Below are 25,044 nucleotides of genomic sequence, written 5' to 3'. Positions count from 1 at the left end.
CGAGCGAGCGCCTCAGGCGGTGGCCAGCACGGCCACGGCCGCGACGGTGAGCGCCAGGAGCGCCGCGATGGTCGCGACGTGCCAGTGGCGCTCGGGACGGATGCCGCCCGCGGTGCGGGCTCGTTCCGCGTCGCGCAGGAAGCCGGCGTCGGTCAGCTCGCGGTGGCGGGCGTCGATCGCAGCCGCGACGTCCTCCGCGGTGGCGGGCAGGCGCGCGTCCTGCGTGGGCGCGGCGACGACCGGGTCGTCGGAGGAACGGCGCATGCGGGCGGCGGTCCCGCTCGACCGCGGTGCCGCCCAGGCGGTCACGTCGCCGTCGGTGGTGTGCACCACGAGGGACCACTGCACGGTCAGCCCGCGGTAGGTGGGCCACGGCACGTGCGTGCTGCGGAACGGGTTGCGGACGAGCACGCCGCCGTCGCTCACGACGACCGCCGGCCGCCAGAACAGCGCCCAGATCGCCAGGGCGACCCCGCCGGCCAGCGGCAGCGCCCGCAGCACCTCGCCGGCGCCGTCCTGCACCCACACGGCGACCACGGCTCCGAGGGCGACGACGCCCGCTGCGACCGTGAGCACACGGCCGTAGCCCGACGAGAACGTAAGAGTGGGACGCACATGCCCATGCTCGCAGAACCGCAGGTGGTGACCGTCCGGACCGGACGCGCCCGCCGTGCGCAGGAAGGATCCTGATGGCCATCGACATCTCGGACGCCCCGCCGCCCACCGACACCCGCACCCCGGTGCTCCAGGTGCGGGACCTCGGCGTCGACTTCTACGTCGACGGCACGTGGTACCCGGCGGCGACCGGCATCAGCTACGACGTGCGACCCGGGGAGGTCCTCGCGATCGTCGGCGAGTCGGGCTCCGGCAAGACGCAGTCGTCGATGGCCCTCATGGGTCTGCTCCCGCCGAACGGTCGCGCCCGCGGCTCGGCCGTGATCGGGGACCGCGAGCTCATCGGGATGCCGGCGCACAAGCTGCGCCGGATCCGCGGCAAGGAGATCGCGATGATCTTCCAGGAGCCGATGACCGCGCTGAACCCGGTCTTCACCATCGGCTTCCAGATCATCGAGACCCTGCGGACCCACTTCGAGATGGGCCCGGCGGACGCCCGCGTGCGGGCGCTCGAGCTCCTGCGCCTCGTGGAGATCCCCAACCCCGAGACGCGGATCGACGCGTACCCGCACCAGCTGTCCGGCGGTCAGCGGCAGCGCGCGATGATCGCCCAGGCGCTGGCGTGCGACCCGAAGCTCCTCATCGCGGACGAGCCGACGACGGCCCTCGACGTCACGGTCCAGGCCGAGATCCTCAAGCTCATGCGGGACCTGCGCTCCCGGATCGACTCGGGCATCGTCCTGATCACCCACGACATGGGTGTCGTCGCCGACATGGCCGACACGATGATCGTGATGAAGGACGGCAAGGTCGTCGAGCAGGGTGTGGCGCGTCAGTTGTTCGCGAACCCGCAGCACCCGTACACGATCAAGCTGCTCGACGCCGTGCCGCACCTGGGCCGCAGCGCCGAGGCGCCCGAGGCGGAGCAGTCCGGGACGACCGCGACCCCCGTCACGGACGCGCCCGTCGCCACCACCTCGGACCGGGCGATCGTCCTCGAGGCCCAGCAGATGGTCATCGAGTACCCGGGCCGCCGACGCACTCCTGCGTTCCGGGCCGTCGACGGGGTCGACCTGACCATCCGTGCCGGTGAGGTCATCGGCCTGGTCGGGGAGTCCGGGTCGGGCAAGACCACCATCGGCCGCGCCGTCGTCGGGCTGCTGCCCGTGACGTCGGGCTCGCTGCGGATCGTCGGCCAGGACATGGTCGGGGCCTCGCACAACGACCTGAAGCCCCTGCGCACGAAGGTCGGGATCGTCTTCCAGGACCCGGGCTCGTCGCTCAACCCGCGCCTGCCCATCGGCGAGTCCATCGCGGAGCCGCTGCTGCTGCACCGCGGGCTCAAGGGCGCCGCGATGTCGAAGGCCGTCGAGACGCTGCTGGACCAGGTCCAGCTGCCGCGTGCCATGCGCAACCGGTACCCGCACGAGCTCTCGGGCGGTCAGCGCCAGCGCGTCGGCATCGCCCGCTCGCTCGCGCTGGAGCCGCAGCTGCTCGTGGCCGACGAGCCGACGTCCGCACTCGACGTCTCGGTGCAGGCGACGGTGCTCGCCCTGTTCCAGGACCTCCAGCGCGAGCACGGCTTCGCCTGCCTGTTCATCAGCCACGACCTCGCCGTCGTCGAGATGCTCGCCGACCGCATCGCGGTCATGCACAACGGCAAGCTCGTCGAGGTCGGCGAGACCGCGCAGGTGGTCAACAGCCCGAAGGACCCGTACACGCAGCGGCTGCTCGCGGCCGTGCCGGTGCCGGACCCTGCTGCGCAGCAGGCCCGTCGGGAGGCGCGCGACGCCCTGCTCGAGGCGCAGCGCGACGAGCTCGAGCGCGAGGAGCTGCTGCACGCCGCCGACGCCGAGAAGATCGACGCGCACGACATCACCGACGTCGACAACGAGCGGATGACCGGCCGCGGGTTCTGACCCGGTGCGCCGGCGACGCGAGCGCCGTTCCCCCGGGGACGGCGCTCGCGGCGCGTCTGTCGCTCTTCTGCCGATTCCGGCAGGTGTGTCCGGCATGGTTGACCTCCTGGCGGAGACGACCGATACACCTCGATGACGGGGTGCGGTGGTCCGCCTCGATGATGTCGGTCTGGTGGAGGCGCGCGGTGTTCAAGGGATCACGGTTCGGGCTCGTCGCGCTGGTCGCGCTGGTGGCGGTCGGGGGCTGCACGCAGGAGACGCCGCAGCCCGACCGGACCGGCACGGCGGTCGTGACCGTGGGGATGCCGTTCACGTCGTTGAACGGCGGGACGGCCGAGGGTCGCGCCCCGGGCAGCACGCTGATCCGCTCCCTGGTGCAGGCCGGGTTCGTCTCGATCGACGAGGACGGCACCGCTGTGCTCGACGAGGGCTTCGGGACCGTCGAGAAGGTCAGCGACGCACCCCTGACGGTGCGGTACACGATCGACCCGGCGGCGACCTGGTCCGACGGCACGCCCGTCACGCCCGCCGACCTGCTGCTCGAGTGGGCGGCCCGCAGCGGTCAGCTCGACGACGTGGCGCCCGAGCTCGACGCGCAGGGCGAGATCACCAACGACGACGAGCTCGACGCCGGGGTCGCGTTCGCGGCGGCGTCGCCCGCGCTCGTGCAGGCGCAGCAGCTGCCGACGGTCGACGGGGCGACGCTGACCCTCGTCTACGCGACGCCCGTCCCGGACTGGCAGGTCGCGCTCGACGTCAACGTCCCCGCGCACGTGGTCGGGCAGAGCGCGCTGGGGGTCGAGGACCCGGCAGAGGCTGCTGCGGCGGTGTCGACGGCGATCGTCGACGAGAACAAGGAGGCGCTCAGCGCGATCTCGGGCGCGTGGCGGACGGACTTCGACGCCGACGCCCTCGCGCAGCACGTCGACCAGGCTGTCTCCACGGGCCCGTACGCCGTGGACCTGGTCGTGCCGGGCGAGCGTGTCGAGCTGGTCCGCAACGACGAGTACGACGGCGAGGGCGCCGCGAGCTTCGACCGGGTGGTCGTGCGCAGCGACCTGGAGCCGCTGGAGCAGGTCGAGGCGCTCGCGGCAGGCTCGGCGGACGTCGTCGCCCCGACCGACACGCGCGACGTGCTCGACGCGCTGGACGAGGTGACCGGCGCCGACGTCCGCACGGGTGGGGACAGCACGCTCCAGCTCCAGCTCCAGACCGCGGGGGCCGGCGCCTTCGACCCCGCCACGTACGGCGGTGACGCCGCGGTCGCGTCGGCGGTGCGCCAGGCGTTCCTGCTGACGGTGCCGCGGGACGCGCTGGTCGCGAACGTCGTCGCACCGCTGTGGCCCGAGGCGGTCGTCGCGTCGGCGCTGCTGCCCACGGTGGGTCCGGACGCGGGCGGGGACGTGGCACCGAGCGGCCCGGCGGACGTCGCCGGGGCGCGCGGGCTGCTGGAGGACGCGGGCGTCACGGAGCCGGTCACGGTGCAGGTGCTCGTCAACACCACGGACCCGCTGCGTGCCGCGATGCTCGCGCTGATCACGGAGTCGGCGGCGGAGGTCGGCTTCGAGGTCGAGCCGTACGCCCCGGTCGACGGTCTCGGCCCGGACCTGGTCGGAGCGCCCGACGCGTGGGACGCGGCGCTCGTGCCGGTGCCGCAGTCGGACCTGCCGCTCGACTCCGTCCTGTCGCGGTGGCGGACGGGGGGCGCGACGAACGTCACCGGCTGGACCGACGCCGCGACGGACGCGGCGACGACGGCGCTCGCGCAGACCGTCGACCCGGACGCGGTCGAGGGGCAGCTGGCCGCCGTCGCGGAGAGCCTCGACGCGGGTGGTGCGGTGCTCTCGCTGGTGCGTCAGCCGATCGTCGTCGCGACCCGCGGTTCGGCCGCTCCGACGGCCGGGACCACGCCCGCAGCGCCCGACGTCGAGCCGCTGGCGCTCGGCCGGGCGGACCTGACCGACTGGTGGGCGTGGGCGCGCACGGGCTGACGTGGGTCTGGTCACCTTCTGACGCCGGGGTGCGGGTGTACGGGTAGAATCGATCGGCGCGACCGGCGACCCGGCGCGCTCCCCACCTTCTGAGATGAGTTCCCCCATGTCTGAGCCCACGACTGCGCCGGCTGCGCCTTCGTCTGCCGGCACGAGCGTGCGCAACGACCTGCGCAACGTCGCCATCGTCGCGCACGTCGACCACGGCAAGACGACCCTCGTCGACGCCATGCTGTGGCAGTCCGGCTCCTTCGGCTCCCACGCGCACGTGGACGAGCGAGCGATGGACTCGGGTGACCTGGAGCGCGAGAAGGGCATCACGATCCTCGCCAAGAACACGGCGATCCGGTACACGGGTCCCGCGGCGGCGGAGATCGGCGAGCCCGGCGGCATCACCATCAACGTCATCGACACCCCCGGCCACGCCGACTTCGGCGGCGAGGTCGAGCGCGGCCTGTCGATGGTCGACGGCGTCGTCCTGCTGGTCGACGCGTCCGAGGGCCCGCTGCCCCAGACGCGCTTCGTGCTGCGCAAGGCGCTCGTCGCCAAGCTGCCCGTCATCCTCGTCGTGAACAAGACCGACCGTCCCGACGCGCGGATCACCGACGTCGTGCACGAGGCGACCGACCTGCTGCTGGGCCTGGCGTCCGACCTGCACGAGGACGTCCCGGACCTCGACCTGGACGCGATCCTCGACGTCCCGGTCGTGTTCGCCGCCGCCAAGGCCGGCCGCGCGTCGCTGAACCAGCCGGCCGACGGTGGCCTGCCGGACGCGGAGAACCTCGAGCCGCTGTTCAAGACGATCCTCGAGCGGATCCCCGCGCCCACCTACACCGAGGGCGCGCCGCTGCAGGCGCACGTCACCAACCTGGACGCGTCCCCGTTCCTGGGTCGCCTCGCCCTGCTGCGCGTCTTCAACGGCACGATCCGCAAGGGTCAGACCGTCGCGTGGGCCAAGGCCGACGGCACGCTGGCGAACGTCAAGATCACCGAGCTGCTGGAGACGAAGGCGCTCGAGCGCGTCAGCACGGACTCCGCCGGCCCCGGCGACATCGTGGCCGTCGCCGGCATCGAGAACATCACCATCGGCGAGACGCTCACGGACCCGGACGACCCGCGCCCGCTGCCGCTGATCACGGTGGACAACCCCGCCATCTCCATGACCATCGGGATCAACACGTCCCCGCTGGCCGGCCGCGGCGGCAAGGGCCACAAGGTCACCGCCCGCCAGGTCAAGGACCGCCTCGACAAGGAGCTCGTCGGCAACGTCTCGCTGCGCGTCGTGCCGACCGAGCGTCCCGACGCCTGGGAGGTCCAGGGCCGTGGTGAGCTCGCCCTGGCGATCCTCGTCGAGCAGATGCGTCGCGAGGGCTTCGAGCTGACCGTCGGCAAGCCGCAGGTGGTCACCAAGAAGGTCGACGGCAAGACGTACGAGCCCGTCGAGCGCATGACGATCGACGTCCCCGAGGAGTACCTCGGCGCCGTGACCCAGCTGCTCGCGCAGCGCAAGGGCCGCATGGAGACCATGTCCAACCACGGCACGGGCTGGGTCCGCATGGAGTTCCTGGTCCCCGCGCGCGGCCTCATCGGCTTCCGCACGCGGTTCCTGACGGACACCCGCGGCACCGGCATCGCGTCGTCCATCGCCGAGGGCTACGAGCCGTGGGCCGGCCCGATCGAGACGCGCATCAACGGCTCGCTCGTCGCCGACCGCTCGGGTCCCGTCACCCCGTTCGCGATGATCAACCTGCAGGAGCGCGGCTCATTCTTCGTCCAGCCCACGCAGGAGGTCTACGAGGGCCAGATCGTGGGCGAGAACTCGCGCAACGAGGACATGGACGTGAACATCACGAAGGAGAAGAAGCTCACGAACATGCGGTCCGCGACGGCCGACAACTTCGAGAACCTCATCCCGCCGCGCAACCTCACGCTGGAGGAGTCCCTCGAGTTCGCCCGCGAGGACGAGTGCGTCGAGGTCACCCCGGAGATCGTGCGCATCCGCAAGGTCGTGCTCGACCAGACCGAGCGCGCGCGCATCACGGCCCGCTCGAAGCGCGCCTGACCTCGGCATGACCGGGGGACTCCTGGCGGTGCACGCGCACCCCGACGACGAGTCCCTCGCGACCGGCGCGCTGCTCGCCACGTGGGCAGCCGCCGGTCGCCCCGTCACCGTCGTGACCTGCACGCGCGGCGAGCGCGGCGAGGTCATCGGCGCCCGTCTCGCGCACCTCGAGGGAGACGGCCCGGCGCTCGCCGAGCACCGGGACCACGAGCTGGGCAGAGCGCTGGCCGCCCTCGGCGTGCGTGACCGCGGGTACCTCGACACCGTTCCCGGCGGGACCGAGCGGCGGTTCGAGGACTCCGGGATGGAGTGGCTGGGCACCGGCCGGGCCGGGCTTCCCGACGAGGTCCCCGAGGGGGCGTTCGTCGCCGTCGGGCTCGAGGAGGCCGCCGAACGGCTGGCCCGCGTGATCCGGTCCCGCCGCCCCGACGTGGTCGTCACGTACGAGCCCGACGGCGGCTACGGCCACCCCGACCACGTGCGCACCCACGAGGTGACGCAGTGGGCGGTCGACTTCGCCGCCTCGCGGTCGGATGAGACGTCCCCCGCACACGCCGTGCCCGTGGTCCTGTGGTCCGTGCAGGGGCGCCTCGCGCTGCGGCGAGGACTGCGGGCCCTCGGTGACGACGCGGTCGTCGCCGCGCTCGGGTCGCTGCACGCCGACCTGGAGCTCCCCGACCCCGCCGGGGAGCTGCCGTCGGTCGCCGTCCCCGACGACGAGATCGACGTCGAGGTCGACGTGCTTCCCGTGCGTGACCGCCTCCTGGACGCCCTGCGCGCGCACGCCACGCAGGTCCAGGCGATCCGCGCCGTCGACGGTGACCGTGGTCTCGTCGCGTGCTACGCCCTCAGCAACCGTGTCCTCGCGCCGGTGCTGCCCACCGAGGCGTACCGGCGGGGTCCCGGGGGATCGGGGACGGACGTCGTCTGGCCCGCCGGCGTCCGCCCGGTAACGTGACGCGCGTGCAACGCCTCTCCGCCGGCGCGATCGGCTCGGCCGTCGCGGCCCTCCTGCTCGGGGTCCTCGTCGGCGCACTCGGCACCGTGCTGCACCGCAGCATCCCGCCGTGGGGGATCATCGTCTGCCTGACGCTCGCGTTCGTCGCCGCGGTCACCGTCCGCGCCTGGACCGGGTACGCCGCACTCGCCGGCTATGCGCTCGGCCTGGTCGTCACCGTCCAGCTCCTCACCCAGCGTGGCCCGGGCGGCGACACCCTCGCGCCCGACCAGCAGGCCGTCGGCTGGGTGTGGGTGCTCGGCTCGATCGCCGTGACGGTCGTCGCCGCCCTGCTGCCGCGGGCCCTGTTCGACGACCGGCCCCGGGCGCCGCGCACCCCGGCCGTCGACCCACCGTCGTGAACGATCCGGACGCCTTCCGCTCCGCCGTCGGACGGCTGCCCGCAGGGGTCGCCGTCATCACCCTGCGCTGGCGGGGCACCCTGCACGCCATGACGGCCAGCGCGATCGCGTCGGTCTCGCTCGAACCGCCGATGCTCCTGTTCTGCGTGCACACCGACGCGCGGTTCCGGGACGCGCTCGACGACGTCGACACGTGGTCCGTGAGCGTCCTGGCCGACGACCAGGCACCGGTGGCCGACTGGCTCGCGTCACCAGGACGACCCGCCGTCGACCAGCTCGCACGCGTCCCGCACCGCCCGGCGCCCGTCGCCGACGCGGTGTGGCTCGACGGTGCCGCAGCCTGGTTCGACTGCCGGACCGACTCCGTGCACCGTGCCGGCGACCACGACGTCGTCGTCGGCTCCGTCCTGGTCGCCGAGCAGGGCGCCGCGGGCGCGGGCGGCCTCGTCCACCTGCGCGGACGCCTGAACGGCGTCCGCTGACGCACTCCGCCCTCCGTCCGACGCCACGCCGCGCACCCGTGGGTCGCCGCCGCCCTGGGCGGCGCGCCCGCGGGACGAGGGAACCCGCCGGCGCCCCGACGGGTGAGAACGTGTGCCCGGGTGGTGGCGCAGCCATTTCGGTTAGCCCGGGCACGTAGACTCGCGCGGACGCGTTGTGCGTGCGTGGAGCAGCGGGGGAGCGGATGACTAACGGCACCGAGCGCGACGAGCCGGGACGGCGCAGCGAGGACGGCCCTCAGGGCACCGGTCCCGCCGAGAGCAGCCGCCCGTCGTCGGACCCGGTCTGGCCCGTGTGGGGTGGCGGTGGCAGCACCGATCCCGTCGAGGAGCCTGAGGCCACCGACGAGGCGGCTGCTGAGTCGCCTGCTGCCGACGAGCCCACGTCCGAGCGGGCTGTCGGTGCGGACGACGTCGACGACGCGCCCGCCGACGACGCGCCCGGCGAGGAACCCGTCGACGAGTCCGGCTCCGACGACAGCGCTCCCGAGCCCGCGGACGAGCCGGCCGCCGCTGACGCTGTGCCCGACGCGCCTGCTGAGGCGGCCGCGACGGTGGAGGACGAGCCTGCCGCTGACGAGCCGGTCGCTGAGGAGCCGGTCGCTGACGAGCCTGTCGCTGAGGAGCCGGTCGCGGACGAGCCGGTATCGGACGAGGCTGTATCGGACGAGCCTGTCGCGGACGAGCCGGTCGCCGACGAGCCGATCGCCGACGAGCCTGTCGCCGAGGGCGAGAGTGACGGCGTGCCGACCGGCGAGGGCGACGCGGCCGGGACGGACGAGCCGGTCGGCGACCCGCAGGACCTCGACTCGACGGTGGCCGACGAGACGCAGTCCGACGAGCCCGCTGCTGATGGTGTCGCGCCCGCTGACGAGGTGGCGCCCGCTGACGAGGCGGCGCCCGCTGAGGTCGCGACGGTGGCGGCCGACGACGAGGTGGCTGCCGCACCCGCCGCGACGGTGGCGACCGACGGCGAGGCGGCGCCCGCTGAGGTCGCGACGGCGACGACCGACGACGAGGTGGCTGCCGCTCCCGCCGCGACGGTGGCGACCCACGGCGAGGTGGCGGCCGCTGACGCCGCGACCGCCGACGAGCCGACGGCTGCTGATGCCACGACCGCTGACGAGCCGACGGCCGCCGACGAGCCGACCACCGCCGACGACGCGTCCGCTGACGAGGTCGCGGCCCCGGAGTCGACGACCGCTGTCGATGACGTGACCGCTCCGGCACCGGTCGGCACCGACACAGTCACCGGCACCGTCTCGGGCCCCGACACCGATGCGGGCACGGGTACGGACACGAGCACGGGCGCCGACACCGCGTCGGCACCCGAGTCCCCGGACGCACCTCCCGCGGCGACCGAGCGGCCCGGCGGTCAGCCCGCTGGTCGGGACGAGGCCACGGCGGTCATCGCGCCCGTCGCCGCCGCACCGCGGCCGGCTCCGGCGCCCACGACGCCGCCACCGCCGGTGGGGACGCTCGCGGCCCCGGTCACCCGGACGGTGCCGCGCCCTGCCCCGGCGGCGGCCCCACCGACGCCGGCCGGAGCGGTCGCGCCGAGCGCGACCCTCGCTGCCGCAGCGGCGGCCGCCGCGACCGCGCCGGAGAAGGCCACGTCGGACACGGCCGCGTCGGAGAAGGCCGCGGCGGCCCCGACCGCCGCCGCACCGTTGCCCGTGGGTCCCGCCACGACGACGACTGAGCCGCCGGTCCAGCCGAAGCCTCCCATCGCGTCGGGTCCGGTCCCGCCGTCCGAGCGCGCGGGGTCACCGCTGGACGTGTTCGAGGCGGAGGACGGGAAGCGCCGCTGGCCCAAGCGCGTGCTGATCGTCGCGGGGGTCGTCGTCGCGCTGGGGGCGGTGTACGTCGGCGCGTCGTACGCCCTGGCGGACAAGGTCCCGCGCGGTGCCACGGTCGCGGGGGTGGACATCGGCGGGCTTGCGTCCGACGAGGCGGTCGCCCGGCTGGACGCGGAGCTGGCGGACGCGACGACGCAGCCCATCGACGTGGTCGCCAACGACGTCCAGGCGACGGTCGACCCGGTGGCAGCCGGGCTGGCGTTCGACTCGCAGGCCACCGTCGACGAGCTGACGGGGGTGGACCTGGCGGACCCCGCGCGGCTCTGGTCGCACCTGGCCGGGGTCGGTGCGCAGGACCCGGTGACGTCGGTCGACGACGAGGCGCTGTCTGCGGCGATCGGCGACCTCGGGACGTCGCTCGCGCTCGCGCCGGTGGACGGGACGGTCGTCTTCGTCGACGCGACGCCGCAGTCGACCGCTGCGGTGGACGGCTGGGACCTGGACCAGGCGGGTGCGGCGGACGTGCTGGCGGACGACTGGCTGGTGTCCGCGCGCCCGATCGAGCTCCCGACCGCGACGGTCGCGCCGGACATCACGCAGGAGGAGACGGACGCCGCGCTCGCCCAGGCGCGGCAGGTGACGTCGGCGCCGGTGACGGTCGCGGCGGAGGGGCGGACCGCGCTCCTCGACGCGCCGACGCTGGCGGCGAACGCGTCGTTCGTGCCGGCGGACGGCAGCCTGGTGCTGCAGATGAACGGCGAGGGGCTGACGGAGGTCGTGCTCGCCCAGCTGCCGGACCTGCTGACCCAGTCCGCCGACGCGCACTTCGAGTTCGTCAACGACGCCCCCGTCATCATCCCGGGCACCCCGGGAACGTCGCTGGACCCGGCGGCCCTGGCGGCGAGCGTCGCGGCGGCGACGGCGGCGGGGGACCGCACGGCTCCGGTCGAGCTCGTCCAGGCGGACCCGTCGGAGTCGACCGCGGAGCTCGAGGCGCTGGGGGTCAAGGAGATCGTCTCGGAGTTCGCCACGCCGCTGAACAGCGAGCCGCGCCGCACGATCAACATCACGAACGGCGCGAGCAAGATCAACGGCACCCTGGTCCGCCCGGGGGAGACGTTCAGCCTCACGGAGGCTCTCGGTCCGATCGACGCCGCGCACGGGTACGTCGAGGCGGGCGCGATCGTGAGCGGTGAGCACACCGACGCGTGGGGCGGCGGGCTGAGCCAGATCTCGACGACCACGTACAACGCGGCGTTCCTGGCGGGCTTCGAGGACGTCGAGCACAAGCCGCACAGCGAGTGGTTCTCGCGGTACCCCGAGGGCCGCGAGGCGACGATCTTCACGGGCACGCTCGACATGCGGTGGAAGAACAACACGCCGTACGGGGCTCTCGTGCAGGCGTGGGTCTCCGGTGGTCGCGTGTACGTCCGGGTGTGGGGCACGAAGTACTGGACGGTCGAGTCGATCACCAGCCCGCGGTCCGGTGTGGTCGCTCCGACGACGGTGTACTCGCAGTCGCCCACGTGCGAGCCGCAGGCGGCGGGCAACCCGGGCTTCTCCGTCACGGTGACCCGCAAGACGTACCTGAACGGGACGCTGGAGAAGACCGAGTCGAACTCGTGGCGCTACAAGCCGCAGAACAAGGTCATCTGCGGGGCGCCGCCGACGGCGACGCCGCCGGCTCCCGCGCCGTAGTCACGCGCCCGTCGGCCGGCGCCTCCGGTCGACGGGCGCGGGCGGCACCAGCTTGGTGAGCACGATGTCGGCGGCGGGCACCCGGACGTCGCCACGCCGCGTCCGCACGAGGACGCCGTCGTCGTCCACGTCGAGCAGCTCGCCGAGCACGTCGGTGTGCTGCGGGACGTGCAGGTCGGGGTGGTCGGGGTGCGGCTCCGGCAGGTCATCGCGGAGGCGCCGGACGACGACGCGCACGCCCGGTGACCAGCTGCGCCATCCTCCGGTGCTCATGGGTGTCCCTGTGATGGACATCGCGTACCGGGCCTGCGCATGTGAGCGATACTAAGAGGACCCCTGGCCTGTGGAGGACCGACCGTGACGTATGTGATCGCCGAGCCTTGCGTGGACGTCAAGGACAAGGCGTGCATCGAGGAATGTCCCGTGGACTGCATCTACGAGGGCAAGCGATCGCTGTACATCCACCCGGACGAGTGTGTCGACTGCGGCGCGTGCGAGCCCGTCTGCCCGGTCGAGGCCATCTACTACGAGGACGACGTCCCCGAGCAGTGGACCGAGTACTACAAGGCGAACGTCGAGTTCTTCGACGACCTCGGCTCGCCGGGTGGTGCCGCGAAGATGGGTGAGATCGACAAGGACCACCCGATCATCGCGACGCTGCCGCTGCGCGTGCACGGCGACTGACGCCCTCCCGGTGGGTCTGCTGACCGGCGGGCTGCCGGACTTCCCCTGGGACACCCTGACCCCGTTCGCTGATCGCGCTCGCGCGTTCCCGGGCGGGATCGTCGACCTGTCCGTCGGCACGCCGGTCGACCCCACGCCCACCCTCGTGCGCGAGGCGCTCGCGGAGGCGTCGGACTCGCCGGGCTATCCGACGACGCACGGCACCCCCGCGCTGCGGCAGGCCGTCGTCGACTGGTTCGCCCGTCGGCGCGGTGTCCGCGGGCTCGACCCGGCGGCCGTCCTGCCCACGCTCGGCTCCAAGGAGCTGGTCGCGTTCCTGCCGTCCCTGCTCGGCCTCGGCGCGGGCGACGTGGTCCTGCACCCCTCCGCGGCGTACCCGACGTACGACGTGGGGGCGCGGCTGTCCGGCGCGACGCCCGAGCCGACCGACGACCCGGCGGGACGACTGACGCAAGGCGGCGACGTCCGCCTGGTCTGGCTGAACTCCCCGGGCAACCCCGACGGCTCGGTGCTGGGCGTGGACGAGCTGCGTGCGGTGGTCGACGCGGCGCGAGCGTCGGCCCACCCGGTCGTCGTCGCGTCGGACGAGTGCTACGCGGAGCTGGCCTGGGACGAGCCGTGGGCGTCCGCGGGCGTGCCGAGCATCCTCGACCCGCGCGTGACCGGCGGCGACCTCACCGGCCTGCTCGCGGTGTACTCCCTGTCGAAGCAGTCCAACCTCGCGGGGTACCGCGCGTCGTTCGTCGCGGGGGACCCCGCCCTGGTCTCCCGGCTGCTGGAGGTGCGCAAGCACGCCGGCATGATCGTCCCCGGCCCCGTCCAGGCTGCGACGACCGCGGCGCTGTCCGACGACGAGCACGTCGCCACGCAGCGGGCGGTCTACGGGCGCCGTCGCCGGGTGCTGCGCGCGGCGTTCGAGGGTGCGGGGTACGCGATCGACCGCTCGCACGCCGGTCTGTACCTCTGGGTGCGACCGGAGTCCGGCGACCAGGACAGCTGGGCGACGGTCGCGGACCTGGCGAGCCTCGGGATCCTGGTGGCACCGGGGGCGTTCTACGGCGACGCGGAGCACGTCCGGGTGGCGCTGACGGCGTCGGACCAGAGCATCGCGGAGGCCGCAGCGCGCCTGTCAGGCGCCTAGCGAGCCGGGTGTGATCGTCGTCACAGCATGACCAACGTCTCGTCGAGGATTGGTCACGGAACGGTTCGCGCGGGTACCGTCGATCCACGCCAACGAGGGCACGCACGCGCAGGCCCAGCAGGCCCATCCAGCGCAGTCGCCGACGACCGGACGCCGCGGGACATCCCCGTCACCCGGGAGTCGCAGGAGAGGAACACCATGTCGGACGTCGCCACTGTGCCGGTCCAGCTGATCGTCGACGGACAGGCCAAGGACCTGCCGATCGTGACCGCGACCGAGGGCAACGACGGCATCGTCGTCTCCTCGCTGCTGCGCGACACGGGCATGGTCACCGTGGACCCGGGCTTCATGAACACCGCGTCGTGCGAGTCGCAGATCACGTACATCGACGGCGACCAGGGCATCCTGCGCTACCGCGGGTACCCGATCGAGCAGCTGGCCGAGCACTCCACGTTCCTCGAGGTCGCGTACCTGCTCATCCACGGTGCACTGCCGTCGAAGAGCGAGCTGGACGCGTTCGAGGAGCGGGTCAACCGCCACACGCTGGTGCACGAGGACTTCCGCACGTTCATGGGCACGTTCCCGCGCCACGCGCACCCGATGGCCGTCATGGCGTCGGCGATCAATGCGCTGTCCACGTTCTACCCGGAGTCGCTGGACCCGCACGACCCGGAGACGGTCGAGCTGGCCACCGTGCTGATCCTGGCCAAGACGCGGACCATCACGTCGTACGTGCACCGGGCGTCCAAGGGTGAGCCGCTGCTGTACCCGGACTACTCGCGCGGCTACGTCGAGGACTTCCTGCGGATGACGTTCGCGGTGCCGTACCAGCAGTACGAGGCGGACCCGGTCGTCGTGCAGGCGCTGGACCAGCTGCTGATCCTGCACGCCGACCACGAGCAGAACTGCTCGACGTCGACGGTGCGCATCGTCGGCTCCAGCCAGGCCAACCTGTACGCGTCGGTCGCGGCCGGCATCAACGCGCTGTCCGGCCCGCTGCACGGCGGCGCCAACGAGGCCGTGCTGAAGATGCTCACGGAGATCCAGGCCGATGGCGGCGACGCCACCAACTTCATGAAGCGTGTCAAGGACAAGGAGCCCGGCGTCCGCCTCATGGGCTTCGGGCACCGCGTCTACAAGAACTACGACCCTCGCGCGGCGATCGTGAAGAAGAGCGCCGACTCGGTCCTGTCCGCCCTCGGCGGCAACGACGAGCTGCTCGACCTCGCGATGGGTCTCGAGGAGATCGCGCTCTCCGACGACTACTTCATCTCCCGCAAGCTGTACCCGAACGTCGACTTCTACACGGGTCTCATCTACAAGGCGATGGGCTTCTCGGAGGAGATGTTCACGCCGCTCTTCGCCCTCGGCCGCATGCCCGGCTGGATCGCCCAGTGGCGCGAGATGATGACGGACCCGCAGACCAAGATCGGTCGCCCGCGGCAGATCTACACGGGTGCGGTGTCGCGCGACTACACGGAGATCGACGCCCGCTAGCTCGCGAGAGTCAGCCGTACGGCCCCGGCGGGCACGGGCGCGTCGGTGACCGTCCAGGTGCCGTCCGTCCGGTCCCAGGTGCGGTCGGCGACGGCCACCGAGGTGAGCGCCAGGGGCTGGGCGACGGAGACCGCCCAGTGCGCGACGGCCCAGTCGAGCCGCGCGCGGTCCTCGGGTGCGCCGAAGGCCGACGTGTCGAGCACCAGGGCGCCGGTCTCGTCCGCCGCGACGGGCAGGGCACCGAGGTCACGCTGCACGCGTGCGACGACGGCGTCCGGCGAACCCGGCTCGGCGTCGTGCAGGTCGCACGTGAGCGTGGCGGGGGACCACCCGGTGAGTGCGGACGCCCACGCACGCGACCGGGTCTCGTGCTGGGCGTACGCGTCGGGGAAGCCGGACCGCTGCACGGCCTGCGCGGCCTCGGTGATCGGCAGGTTCTCGTAGCCCTCGACCGTGACGAGGCCGTCGTAGAAGCGGCCCGTGGCGTACACGGGGTCCTGGACCTGCTCCGCGGTGCCCCAGCCCTGCGAGGGGCGCTGCTGGAACAGGCCGAGGCTGTCCCGGTCGCCGTAGTCCACATTGACCAGCTTCGACTCCTGCAGCGCGGTGGCCAGGGCGATCGTCACGGCACGGGCGGGCAACCCGCGCTGGACTCCGGTCGCGGCGATCAGGCCGGCGTTCTGCGCCTGGTCGGGGCTGAGCTTCCAGCGGGTGCCGTCGAGCTCCGCGACGCACTGCTGGGCGGTGGGCTGCGAGGGGCTCAGGCGGGTCAGGACGGTGACCACGCCGACGACCCCGGCGACCAGCACGGCGACCGCGACGACGAGGGCGACGCCCGCCCGGCGCGCGCGCCGGCGTCGAGCGCTCACTCGTTGGCGTGCAGCGTGGCGTTCAGCTGCACCCCGGAACCCGCTCGGGCGACGGCCTCGACGCCGCCGGTCAGGGAGTTGCGCCGGAACAGCACGCCGTCACGTCCGGCGAGCTCCCGCGCCTTCACGACGCGAGGGGAGTCCTCGAACCCGACGAGCGCGACCTTCGTCCCGGCGGTGACGTACAGCCCCGCCTCGACGACGCAGTCGTCACCGAGCGGGATGCCCACCCCGGCGTTGGCGCCCAGGAGGGTGCGGCGGCCGATGGAGACCGTCTCCCGTCCGCCGCCCGACAGCGTGCCCATGATCGAGGCGCCCCCGCCGATGTCCGACCCGTCACCGACGACGACCCCGGCCGAGACGCGACCCTCGATCATCGACGTGCCGAGCGTCCCGGCGTTGAAGTTGACGAACCCCTCGTGCATGACCGTGGTCCCCGCCGCGAGGTGCGCGCCGAGGCGGACCCGGTCGGCGTCGGCGATCCGCACCCCGGAGGGCAGCACGTAGTCGACCATGCGCGGGAACTTGTCGACGCCGAAGACGGTGACGGGGACCCCGGTGGCGGCGCGCAGCCGGCTGCGGGTCTCCTCGAAGCCGTCGACGGCGCAGGGGCCGCGGTCGGTCCACACGACGTTGGGCAGCGCGCCGAAGAGCCCGTCGAGGTTCTGCCCGTGGGGCTGGACCAGACGGTGGGAGAGCAGGTGGAGCCGCAGGTACGCGTCGGCGGTGCCGGCCGGCGGGGCATCGAGGTCGATCACCGTGCGGACGACCTCCACGCGGACGCCGCGGGCGTCGTCGACGCGCGCGGAGGCGGTCAGCGACGCCGGTGCGGCTGCGTCGTCGGCGGGCGAGCCGAGGGCTGGGGAGGGGTACCAGACGTCGAGCGTGGTGCCGTCGTCGGTCACCGTGGCCAGGCCGAATCCCCAGGCCGTCCGTGCAGTCATGGCGACAACCCTAGGTCACCGTGCGGGCGGGCTAGGGTCGCGTCGTGGACACCGCCCTCGACCTCTCGTCGGATCTCCTCTCGCTCACCCGTGCCGTGTGCGACCTGCCGTCCGTCAGCGGCGACGAGCGGGCGCTCGCCGACGCGATCGAGAACGCCCTGGCGCAGCACTCCCACCTCGAGGTGCTGCGCGACGGTGACACGATCGTCGCCAGGACCCACCTCGGCCGGTCGTCGCGCGTCGTCATCGCAGGCCACATCGACACCGTGCCGGTCGCCGACAACCTGCCCACCCGGCTCGTCGGGGAGGGTGCGCAGGCGGAGCTGTGGGGCCGTGGCACCGTCGACATGAAGGGCGGGGTGGCCGTCCAGCTGGCGCTGGCGGCGGAGCTGAGCGCGCCGACGCGGGACGTGACGTGGGTCTTCTACGACCACGAGGAGGTCGCGGCCGAGCTCAACGGGCTGGGCCGGATCGTGCGGGAGCACCCCGACTGGGTGGCGGGCGACTTCGCGATCCTCGGTGAGCCGACGAACGGGGGCATCGAGGGCGGCTGCAACGGCACGCTGCGGGCCGAGGTGCTCCTGACGGGGGTCGCCGCCCACTCGGCGCGCGCGTGGATGGGCAGCAACGCGATCCACGCCGCCGGCGAGGTGCTGCGCCGGCTGGAGGCGTACACGCCTGCGGACGTCGAGGTCGACGGGCTGGTCTACCGGGAGAGCCTCAACGCGGTCCTGATCTCGGGCGGTACGGCGGCCAACATCATCCCGGACGCCTGCGTCGTCACGGTGAACTACCGCTTCGCGCCGTCGGCGAGCGTCGAGCAGGCGTCGGCGCACGTGCGCGAGCTCCTCGACGGCTACGACGTCGTGATCGTCGACGCCGCCCCCGGTGCACGTCCGGGCCTCGACGACCCGGCCGCGCAGGAGTTCACGCGCGCCGTCCTGGCGATCACGGGCGGAGCGCCTGCGGCCAAGTACGGCTGGACCGACGTCGCCCGGTTCTCCGAGCTCGGGGTGCCGGCCGTGAACTTCGGCCCCGGGGACCCGCTGCTGGCGCACAAGGACGACGAGCACTGCGTCGTCGGCCAGATCACCCTCGTGCACGCGGCTCTGCGGGACTGGCTGACCGCCTGAGGTGAACTCACCGGCCTCGCGCACCGCATCGACCTAGAGTCGGGGCCATGAGCGACGACGGCGTGTCCGCCCCGGGTCACGGGTACCGCAAGGGCCCGGTGCTGCTGCGCGGCCAGCAGATCCCCACCACCACCTCCGACCAGCGCCTCCTGAGCGGTGCGGGCGACGCCGAGTGGTTGCGCGGCGACCCGTGGCGCGTCATGCGGATCCAGAGCGAGTTCGTCGAGGGCTTCGGTGCGCTCGCGGAGGTCGGCCCTGCGGTCAGCGTGTTCGGCTCGGCGCGGGTGCCGGTGGACCACCCCGACTACGCGCTCGGCCAGGAGGTCGCACGGCTGCTGGTGGAGGCCGGGTACGCCGTGATCACCGGTGGGGGTCCCGGGATCATGGAGGCCGCCAACCGGGGAGCGCTGGAGGCCGGCGGGTTGTCGGTCGGTCTCGGCATCGAGCTGCCGTTCGAGCAGGGCATGAACGACTACGTCGACCTCGGCGTGAACTTCCGGTACTTCTTCGCGCGCAAGACCATGTTCGTGAAGTACTCCGAGGGCTTCGTGGTGCTGCCGGGCGGCTTCGGCACGTTCGACGAGCTGTTCGAGGCGCTCACCCTGGTGCAGACGCACAAGGTCATCAGCTTCCCGATCGTCCTGGTCGGCCGCGAGTACTGGCAGGGCCTCGTCGACTGGGTGCGGTCCGCGGCGCTGCCCCGCGGCATGATCTCGGCGGCCGACCTCGAGCTGCTCAAGGTCGTCGACACCGCGCAGGAGGCCGTCGACCTCGTGCTCGAACGGGGGGTCCAGCTGCGTGCCGAGCAGGAGGCAGCGGCCGCGGCGACCGCCCGCGCGCAGCAGGCCGCGGAGAGCACGGCACCGGGACGACGGCGGTGACGACGCCACCGGCCGGCGCAGAGCTGCGCCTGCGGGGTCGGTGGATCGCGCCCGGTCGCCCGGTCGTCATGGCCGTCGTCAACCGGACCCCGGACTCGTTCTACGCCGCGGCGCGGTTCGACGACGCGTCCGCCGACGCGGCCGTGGCGCGGGCGGTCGACGAGGGCGCGGACATCGTCGACCTCGGCGGCGTGCGCGCCGGCCGGGGGCCGCGCGTCGGGGCCGCTGACGAGATCGCACGGGTGATCCCGCTGGTCACGCGGGTCCGGGCCCGCCATCCCGACCTGGTGATCAGCGTCGACACCTGGCGCGCGGAGGTCGCCCGGGCGGCCGCCGACGAGGGCGCGGACCTCGTCAACGACACGTGGGCCGGCCACGACCCCGCCCTGATGGAGGTCGCCGCCGAGCGTGGCCTCGGCATCGTGTGCTCCCACACGGGCGGTGCTCGTCCGCGGACCGACCCGTTCCGGGTCGAGTACGCGCCGGTCGACGGCGACGACCCGCTCGACGGCGTCCTCGAGGACGTCGTCCGCACGGTGTCCGCGGGGGCCGCACGCGCGGTGTCCCTCGGCATCGACCCGGCGAGCGTCCTGGTGGACCCGACGCACGACTTCGGCAAGAACACGTGGCACTCGCTCCACCTGGTCCGGCGCACCGAGGCGCTCGTGGCGCTCGGGTTCCCGGTGCTGATGGCGTTGTCCCGCAAGGACTTCGTCGGGGAGTCGCTCGACCTTCCCGCGGAGGAACGGCTCGAGGGGACGCTGGCCGCGACGGCGGTCGCCGCGTGGCTGGGTGCCCGGGTGTTCCGGGCGCACGACGTGCGCGCGACCCGGCGAACCCTCGATATGGTCGCCACCATCCGCGGGGACCGTCCCCCGGCACGGACGGTCAGGGGGCTGGCGTGAGCGAGGTGCAGCAGGTCGAGGACCCGGTCGACGAGCCGTCGGCGGAGCCCCCGAACGGCCTGTGGGCGTGGGTCGTGAGCCGGCCGTGGTGGGTCCAGGTGCTCCTGGTGTACGCGGCCGCGCGGCTGTTCACCACGGCGGTGTTCCTGTGGGTCGCGAGCGTCCAGGAGCAGAACCCGTGGACGCCCGAGCACCCTAGCTACTTCCCGTACGTCGGGTTCATGTTCGACGGCTCCTGGTACAAGAACGTCGCCGAGAACCTCTACCCCGCGCAGCTGCCGGTGGGCGAGGACGGGCTGGTCCAGCAGAACGCCTGGGCGTTCTTCCCGCTGTTCCCGCTGCTCGCGCGCGGCCTCATGCTGGTCACGGGAGCGCCGTGGGAGGTCGTCGCCCCGCTGCTCGCGCTCGTCCTGGGTGCCGGTGCCGTGCTCGCGATCCACCGCACGGTCGTCCGGGGCGCGCCCCGCGCGGTCGCCGCCCGGCCCGGCCTCCCGCTCGCGACGGTCGCCCTGGTCAGCATCTTCCCGACCGCGGCGGTGCTGCAGGTCGCGTACACCGAGGCCCTGGCGCTGCTGCTCGTCGCGAGCGCCCTGCTCCTGCTCCTGCGCCGTGACTACGGGTGGATGGCGCTCGTCGTCGTCGCACTGGGGTTCACGCGTGCGGTCGCGCTGCCGATGGCGGCGGTCGTCGTGGTGCACGCCGCGGTCCGCTGGTGGTCGTCGCGCCGCGGCACGGACACGTGGACCTGGCGCACGGGCACCGGTCTGGCCGGGCTCGCGCTGCTGGCGGCGGCCTCCGGGTTCCTGTGGCCCGCGATCTGCGGCTGGGTGACGGGCGTGCCGGACGGCTACCTGCAGACGCAGGAGGCCTGGCGCGGGGTCCGGGAGGTCGCACCGTTCGGCGGCTGGTCCTACGTCCCGCAGTTCTGGTTCGGCTCCCGTGCCCTGCTGGTGGTCGGGCTGTCCTTCGCGCTGGTGATCGCGGTGCTCGTCGTGCCCGCGGCGTGGCGGCTGGGCAACGAGCTGCACACCTGGGCTGCCGCGTACATCGTCTACATCGCGGCGGTGGTGGAGCCCGGCAGCAGCCTGGCGCGGTTCCTGCTGCTCGCGTTCCCGCTCGCGGCCGTGACCGCGGGGGTGGTCACCCGGCCCCCGGCCGCGCGGCGCTGGTGGTTCGCCGCCGTCGTCGTGCTCATGCTCTCCCTGCAGGTGCTGTGGGTCAGGCAGATGTGGCACGCGAACCCGGTGGCCGACTGGCCACCGTGATCCTGGACGTACGTCCGATCAGTGGGCTGACCGGCATCGGGACAGGTGAGGGGCCCCGGGTGAACTAGGATGGACCTCGGACAACCGGTAGACGAGGCCGACGTCGCGTGCGCGAAATCGCACCGACGAGCCGCGCCGGACGCACGAGCGAAGGAGAGGCCACGCATGGCCGCGATGAAGCCGAGGACCGGTGACGGCCCGCTCGAGGTCACGAAGGAGGGACGCGGCATCGTGATGCGCGTCCCGCTCGAGGGTGGTGGACGGCTGGTGGTCGAGCTCAACGCGACCGAGGCCGCGGAGCTGGGTGAGGCTCTGACGTCCGTCGTCAGCTGACGATGGCGCGCACGAGCTCGAGGTCGTCGATCGGTCGCCTCCCCCCGGAGGTGACGGTCGACGGCGGCAGCATCGCGACGACGACGCTGCTGACCGACGGGTCGACCGATGCCGTCGCGGTCCCCGTCGCGCCCGCGCGCGCGGGCGACGATGCGCTGCGCCCGCTCCAGGGCACGGCGGAGGCGGCGGCCCGCTACGGGGTCGACCTCGCGGAGATCGGTGAACGTGCCCGGCTGACCGGTGCCGCGGGCGAGATCTACGTCCTGCAGCTCCCACGGCCCGTCGGCTCGTCCGTGACGCTGCCGTGGTCGGGGCTCCCGCCGCGGCTGGTGCTCGTCGGCGTCGGCTCCGGCCGGCCCGCGGACCTGCGACGTGCCGGTGCGGCGCTCGCCCGCTCCTCCCGGGGGCTGCGGCGGGTCGTCACGACGCTCGGCGCCGAGGCCCACCAGGACGACTCCGCGTCGGCCACGGCCGCCCGAGCCGTCGCGGAGGGGTACCTGCTCGCCGCGTACGTGCCGCCGTCCTCGGCGGCCGTCGCAGCGGACGCCCCGTCCCGCGACGCCGCGGAGCTCGTCCTGCTCGGTCGCGACGGCATGCGACCCGCCGCGGCCGTCGCCGAGGGGCGCACGGCTGCCACGGCGACGTGGCTGGTCAGGGACCTGGCGGCCACGCCGTCGAGCACCAAGACCCCCGCCTGGCTCGCCGACCAGGCCAAGCGCCTGGCGACCAAGGCCGGGCTCGAGGTCGTCGTCCGGACCACCCGGGAGCTCACGGCCGAGGGCTTCGGCGGCATCCTCGCGGTCGGTGCCGGCTCCGCCTCGTCCCCGCGCCTCGTGACCGTCTCCTGGACGCCGCCCACCGCGGGCGGCCGGCACGTCGTGGTCGTCGGCAAGGGCATCACGTTCGACACGGGTGGCCTCTCGATCAAGCCGCGCGAGGCCATGGTCCCGATGAAGACCGACATGACCGGTGCGGCGGTCGCGCTCGCGACGGTCCTCGGAGCCGCGGCCGCCGGTGTCGCGCACCGCGTCACCGCCGTGCTGCCGCTCGCGGAGAACCACGTCGGTGGTGCGTCGTACCGCCCTGGCGACGTGCTGACGATGTGGGACGGCACGACCGTCGAGATCGCCAACACCGACGCCGAGGGCAGGCTCGTCCTGGCCGACGCGCTGGCCTGGGCGGACGCGACCCTCGATCCCGACGTCCTCATCGACGTTGCCACGCTCACCGGAGCCGCGACGCTCGGGCTCGGCAAGCAGCACGCCGCCCTGTACTCGGTGGACGACGACCTGGCCGCCGCGCTCGCGGCCGCCGGTGACGCGTCCGGCGAGCTGGCCTGGCACATGCCGCTCGTCGAGGAGTACGAGGAGGCCGTGTCCTCGCAGGTCGCCGACCTGCGGCACGTGCCCGTCGACAAGCACATCGGTGGCGGCTCGATCACGGCGGCCCTGTTCCTGCGGCACTTCGTCGGGAAGCGCACCTGGGCCCACCTCGACATCGCGGGCCCGGCCCGGGCGACGTCGGACAAGCACGAGGTCACCGAGGGGGCGACCGGGTTCGGCGCCCGGCTCCTGCTGCGGTACCTCGACGACCTGCGCTGACCGACCCCGGGACTGCGGGCACCCCGCGCCGCTCTGGCGACGGCGCGGGATGCCCGGTCAGGTCAGAACGGGCAGCTCGAGGCCGCGGCCGACAGCGCGGAGCCGGACGGCGTCGGGCAGAGGAACTGCGTGTAGCGGGTGTCGTCGTCGACGAACCGCTTGAGCCACGCGATCGAGTTCTCGGCGATCGTCGTGTTCGAGGTGTTCGGCGCGAAGTGGCTCGCCCCGCGCAGCTCGAGGTAGGTCCGGGGCGTCGACGCCGGGAGGGTCTGGTAGAAGGGCTTCGCGTGCGTCGCGACGGACGCGACGGAGTCGTTCTGCGCCCCGATGACCAGCGTCGGCGTGGTGACCTCCGGCCACGTCTTGTCGACGTTCCACGGGGTCAGCGGGATCGCCGCCTTGAGGGACGGGCGGTCCTTGGCGGCCTCGAGGGTCCCGCCACCGCCCATCGAGTGGCCGACGACGGCGACGCGGGTGGCGTCGATCCGGCCGGCCACCGCGCTGCGCTGGGTCAGGTAGTCGGCGGCCGCGAGGAGCTGGTCACCCCGGGAGGACGGCTGGTCGTAGACCGAGTTCGTGTCGATGGTGAACACGACGAAGCCCTGGGACGCGATCCGCGGCCCGAGCCACGCCATGCTGGACTGCCGGGCGGTGTAGCCGGGGATGACGACGACGGCGCCGAACCTGCCCTGGGACTGGTCGGTCGGGTAGTAGACGGTGCCGCCGCCGAAGCCGCTGACGCCGTAGCGGGAGACGCTCGTCTGAGAGACGGCGAACGATCCGCGGGCCGCCTGGATGCTGGACCGCGACGGGTCCGGGCCGCGCTGGTACGGGTTGTCCGCGGCTGCGGCCGGGCTTGCCACGCCGGCGATGCCGCCGACGACGAGGGTGGCGCTGAGCACTGCGGTGGTGGCGGTACGGCGCCACTGGGTCAGAGATGTCACGACGTTGTGTCCTCTCGGTGGTGCCCCGCCGACCGGTGACATGCGCGGGGCGCTGGTAGGGATGACCTCCTCACGACACAAACCGACCGGTCGGTTTCGCAACCTAGCACCGCGCAGGCCGCCGTGTCACCGATTTCTTGTGACGTAGTCACGGGCGTCAGCAACCCGTGTGGCTGACCTGCGAGGACGCCCCCGGTCCTCGTGACCGGAGCCCGCCGCAGCTAGCGCTTCACGGCCACCAGCAGGCCGTCGCCCACGGGCAGGAGCGACGGGAGCAACCGGTCGTCGGCACGCACGATGCGGCCGACCTCGCGGATCGTCGTCGTGGTCTCGTCGCGCCGTGCCGGGTCCGCGACGCGGTCGTGCCACAGGGCGTTGTCGACCACGAGCACCCCGCCGGGGCGCAGCAGGCGCACCGCCTGTTCGACGTAGCCGCGGTAGCTCTCCTTGTCGGCGTCGACGAACACCAGGTCGTAGCCGCCGTCGGTGAGCCGCGGCACCACCTCCAGCGCGCGGCCCGAGATCGTGCGCGTGCGGGTGGGCTTGACGCCCTCCTCGACGAACGCCTCCTTGGCGGCGCGCTGGTGCTCGACCTCGAGGTCGATCGTCGTCAGCACGCCGTCCGCCGGCATCCCACGCAGCAGGTACAGCGAGCCGACGCCGGTCCCCGTCCCGATCTCGACCACGGCACGGGCCGCGACGGCGGCGGCGAGCACGCTCAGCGCGGCGCCCGCCCCGGGCGTCACCGGGGTGCACCCCAGCTGTGCAGCGCGCTCGCGGGCGCGCAGCACGATGTCGTCCTCGGGCAGGAACTCCTCGCAGTAGACCCAGCTCTGGGCCTTGTCGGTGGAGATGGTGGCCTCCCGGCGCGCGACGACGTGGTGGTGCAACGGTCGTCCGCAAG

Annotated in this window: 22 protein-coding genes; 16 read left to right on the top strand and 6 right to left on the bottom strand. The window is 73.4% G+C overall.

Annotation, left to right across the window (positions count from 1 at the left end; all coding sequences use genetic code 11):
* Nucleotides 1–12: 12 nt before the first annotated feature.
* Nucleotides 13–615 (bottom strand): PH domain-containing protein, encoded by a 603-nt coding sequence (locus CTE05_RS07920; protein WP_186814778.1) that lies wholly within the window; start codon nucleotides 613–615, stop codon nucleotides 13–15.
* 74 nt (nucleotides 616–689) lie between these two features.
* On the opposite strand from CTE05_RS07920, the gene CTE05_RS07915 reads away from it, so the two are divergent.
* The 7 genes from CTE05_RS07915 to CTE05_RS07885 all read left to right on the top strand — a co-directional run bounded on the left by CTE05_RS07915 (nucleotide 690) and on the right by CTE05_RS07885 (nucleotide 11,943).
* Entirely contained in the window at nucleotides 690–2,534 is a 1,845-nt protein-coding gene (locus CTE05_RS07915) for an ABC transporter ATP-binding protein (protein ID WP_146845579.1), read from the top strand.
* Nucleotides 2,535–2,719: 185 nt separating this feature from the next.
* On the top strand, nucleotides 2,720–4,525 hold the full coding sequence (locus CTE05_RS07910) for an ABC transporter substrate-binding protein (RefSeq protein WP_146845578.1): 1,806 nt from the start codon (nucleotides 2,720–2,722) through the stop codon (nucleotides 4,523–4,525).
* Between the two features lie 106 nt (nucleotides 4,526–4,631).
* Nucleotides 4,632–6,587: a translational GTPase TypA gene (gene typA / locus CTE05_RS07905; protein ID WP_146845577.1), complete on the top strand. Its 1,956-nt coding sequence runs from the start codon at nucleotides 4,632–4,634 to the stop codon at nucleotides 6,585–6,587.
* Nucleotides 6,588–6,594: 7 nt separating this feature from the next.
* Nucleotides 6,595–7,545, top strand: a complete 951-nt coding sequence (gene mshB, locus CTE05_RS07900) for an N-acetyl-1-D-myo-inositol-2-amino-2-deoxy-alpha-D-glucopyranoside deacetylase (protein WP_146845576.1) — start codon at nucleotides 6,595–6,597, stop codon at nucleotides 7,543–7,545.
* 5 nt (nucleotides 7,546–7,550) lie between these two features.
* Entirely contained in the window at nucleotides 7,551–7,946 is a 396-nt protein-coding gene (locus CTE05_RS07895; protein ID WP_146845575.1) for a DUF6113 family protein, read from the top strand.
* On the top strand, nucleotides 7,943–8,428 hold the full coding sequence (locus CTE05_RS07890; RefSeq protein WP_146845574.1) for a flavin reductase family protein: 486 nt from the start codon (nucleotides 7,943–7,945) through the stop codon (nucleotides 8,426–8,428). Before CTE05_RS07895 ends, CTE05_RS07890 begins: the two co-directional genes overlap by 4 nt.
* 203 nt (nucleotides 8,429–8,631) lie before the next feature.
* Nucleotides 8,632–11,943 (top strand): VanW family protein, encoded by a 3,312-nt coding sequence (locus CTE05_RS07885; RefSeq protein WP_146845573.1) that lies wholly within the window; start codon nucleotides 8,632–8,634, stop codon nucleotides 11,941–11,943.
* Here the strand turns inward: CTE05_RS07885 and CTE05_RS07880 are convergent, their stop codons facing one another.
* Nucleotides 11,944–12,216 carry a hypothetical protein gene (locus tag CTE05_RS07880; protein ID WP_146845572.1) on the bottom strand — a complete coding sequence of 91 codons (273 nt, stop codon included), beginning with the start codon at nucleotides 12,214–12,216 and terminating at the stop codon, nucleotides 11,944–11,946. It lies immediately after the preceding gene.
* 84 nt (nucleotides 12,217–12,300) lie between these two features.
* Between CTE05_RS07880 and fdxA the strand changes: the two genes are divergently transcribed.
* The 3 genes from fdxA (at nucleotide 12,301) to CTE05_RS07865 (ending at nucleotide 15,265) form a co-directional block, all read left to right on the top strand.
* Nucleotides 12,301–12,627: a ferredoxin gene (gene fdxA, locus CTE05_RS07875; RefSeq protein WP_028050935.1), complete on the top strand. Its 327-nt coding sequence runs from the start codon at nucleotides 12,301–12,303 to the stop codon at nucleotides 12,625–12,627.
* 10 nt (nucleotides 12,628–12,637) lie between these two features.
* Complete coding sequence (dapC, locus tag CTE05_RS07870) at nucleotides 12,638–13,768, top strand: succinyldiaminopimelate transaminase (RefSeq protein ID WP_186814777.1); 1,131 nt, start codon at nucleotides 12,638–12,640, stop codon at nucleotides 13,766–13,768.
* A gap of 198 nt (nucleotides 13,769–13,966) precedes the next feature.
* Nucleotides 13,967–15,265: a citrate synthase gene (locus tag CTE05_RS07865; protein WP_146845571.1), complete on the top strand. Its 1,299-nt coding sequence runs from the start codon at nucleotides 13,967–13,969 to the stop codon at nucleotides 15,263–15,265.
* Here CTE05_RS07865 and CTE05_RS07860 read toward each other — a convergent pair.
* Together CTE05_RS07860 and dapD are read right to left on the bottom strand one after the other, a co-directional pair.
* The gene (locus tag CTE05_RS07860) at nucleotides 15,262–16,134 is read right to left on the bottom strand and encodes a hypothetical protein (RefSeq protein WP_146845570.1); all 873 of its coding nucleotides are present in this window, start codon (nucleotides 16,132–16,134) and stop codon (nucleotides 15,262–15,264) included. The two genes, CTE05_RS07865 and CTE05_RS07860, sit on opposite strands and share 4 nt — an antisense overlap.
* Nucleotides 16,131–17,078, bottom strand: a complete 948-nt coding sequence (gene dapD / locus CTE05_RS07855) for a 2,3,4,5-tetrahydropyridine-2,6-dicarboxylate N-succinyltransferase (RefSeq protein WP_146845569.1) — start codon at nucleotides 17,076–17,078, stop codon at nucleotides 16,131–16,133. The genes CTE05_RS07860 and dapD overlap by 4 nt, the downstream gene beginning before the upstream one ends.
* Nucleotides 17,079–17,122: 44 nt before the next feature.
* On the opposite strand from dapD, the gene dapE reads away from it, so the two are divergent.
* The 6 genes from dapE (at nucleotide 17,123) to CTE05_RS07825 (ending at nucleotide 23,196) form a co-directional block, all read left to right on the top strand.
* Nucleotides 17,123–18,211, top strand: coding sequence for a succinyl-diaminopimelate desuccinylase (gene dapE, locus CTE05_RS07850; RefSeq protein WP_146845568.1), 1,089 nt, complete (start codon nucleotides 17,123–17,125; stop codon nucleotides 18,209–18,211).
* A 47-nt stretch (nucleotides 18,212–18,258) separates the two neighbouring features.
* Nucleotides 18,259–19,092, top strand: a complete 834-nt coding sequence (locus CTE05_RS07845) for an LOG family protein (RefSeq protein WP_146845567.1) — start codon at nucleotides 18,259–18,261, stop codon at nucleotides 19,090–19,092.
* Entirely contained in the window at nucleotides 19,089–19,997 is a 909-nt protein-coding gene (gene folP, locus CTE05_RS07840) for a dihydropteroate synthase (protein WP_222595436.1), read from the top strand. Before CTE05_RS07845 ends, folP begins: the two co-directional genes overlap by 4 nt.
* The gene (locus tag CTE05_RS07835) at nucleotides 19,994–21,262 is read left to right on the top strand and encodes a hypothetical protein (protein WP_146845566.1); all 1,269 of its coding nucleotides are present in this window, start codon (nucleotides 19,994–19,996) and stop codon (nucleotides 21,260–21,262) included. The genes folP and CTE05_RS07835 overlap by 4 nt, the downstream gene beginning before the upstream one ends.
* Before the next feature lie 165 nt (nucleotides 21,263–21,427).
* Nucleotides 21,428–21,595, top strand: coding sequence for a DUF3117 domain-containing protein (locus CTE05_RS07830; protein WP_013772033.1), 168 nt, complete (start codon nucleotides 21,428–21,430; stop codon nucleotides 21,593–21,595).
* A gap of 2 nt (nucleotides 21,596–21,597) precedes the next feature.
* A complete protein-coding gene (locus tag CTE05_RS07825; protein WP_146845565.1) occupies nucleotides 21,598–23,196 on the top strand; it encodes a leucyl aminopeptidase family protein in 1,599 nt (532 codons plus the stop codon).
* A gap of 62 nt (nucleotides 23,197–23,258) precedes the next feature.
* On the opposite strand, the gene CTE05_RS07820 is transcribed toward CTE05_RS07825, so the two are convergent.
* Both CTE05_RS07820 and CTE05_RS07815 read right to left on the bottom strand, forming a co-directional pair.
* Complete coding sequence (locus CTE05_RS07820) at nucleotides 23,259–24,140, bottom strand: alpha/beta hydrolase family protein (protein WP_246123420.1); 882 nt, start codon at nucleotides 24,138–24,140, stop codon at nucleotides 23,259–23,261.
* Nucleotides 24,141–24,361: 221 nt separating this feature from the next.
* Nucleotides 24,362–24,994, bottom strand: coding sequence for an O-methyltransferase (locus tag CTE05_RS07815; RefSeq protein WP_146845665.1), 633 nt, complete (start codon nucleotides 24,992–24,994; stop codon nucleotides 24,362–24,364).
* Between the last annotated feature and the right edge of the window lie 50 nt (nucleotides 24,995–25,044).

The organism is Cellulomonas terrae (assembly GCF_007990265.1).
Classification (GTDB): domain Bacteria; phylum Actinomycetota; class Actinomycetes; order Actinomycetales; family Cellulomonadaceae; genus Cellulomonas; species Cellulomonas terrae.
This window is presented reverse-complemented; position numbering and strand designations above follow the sequence as displayed.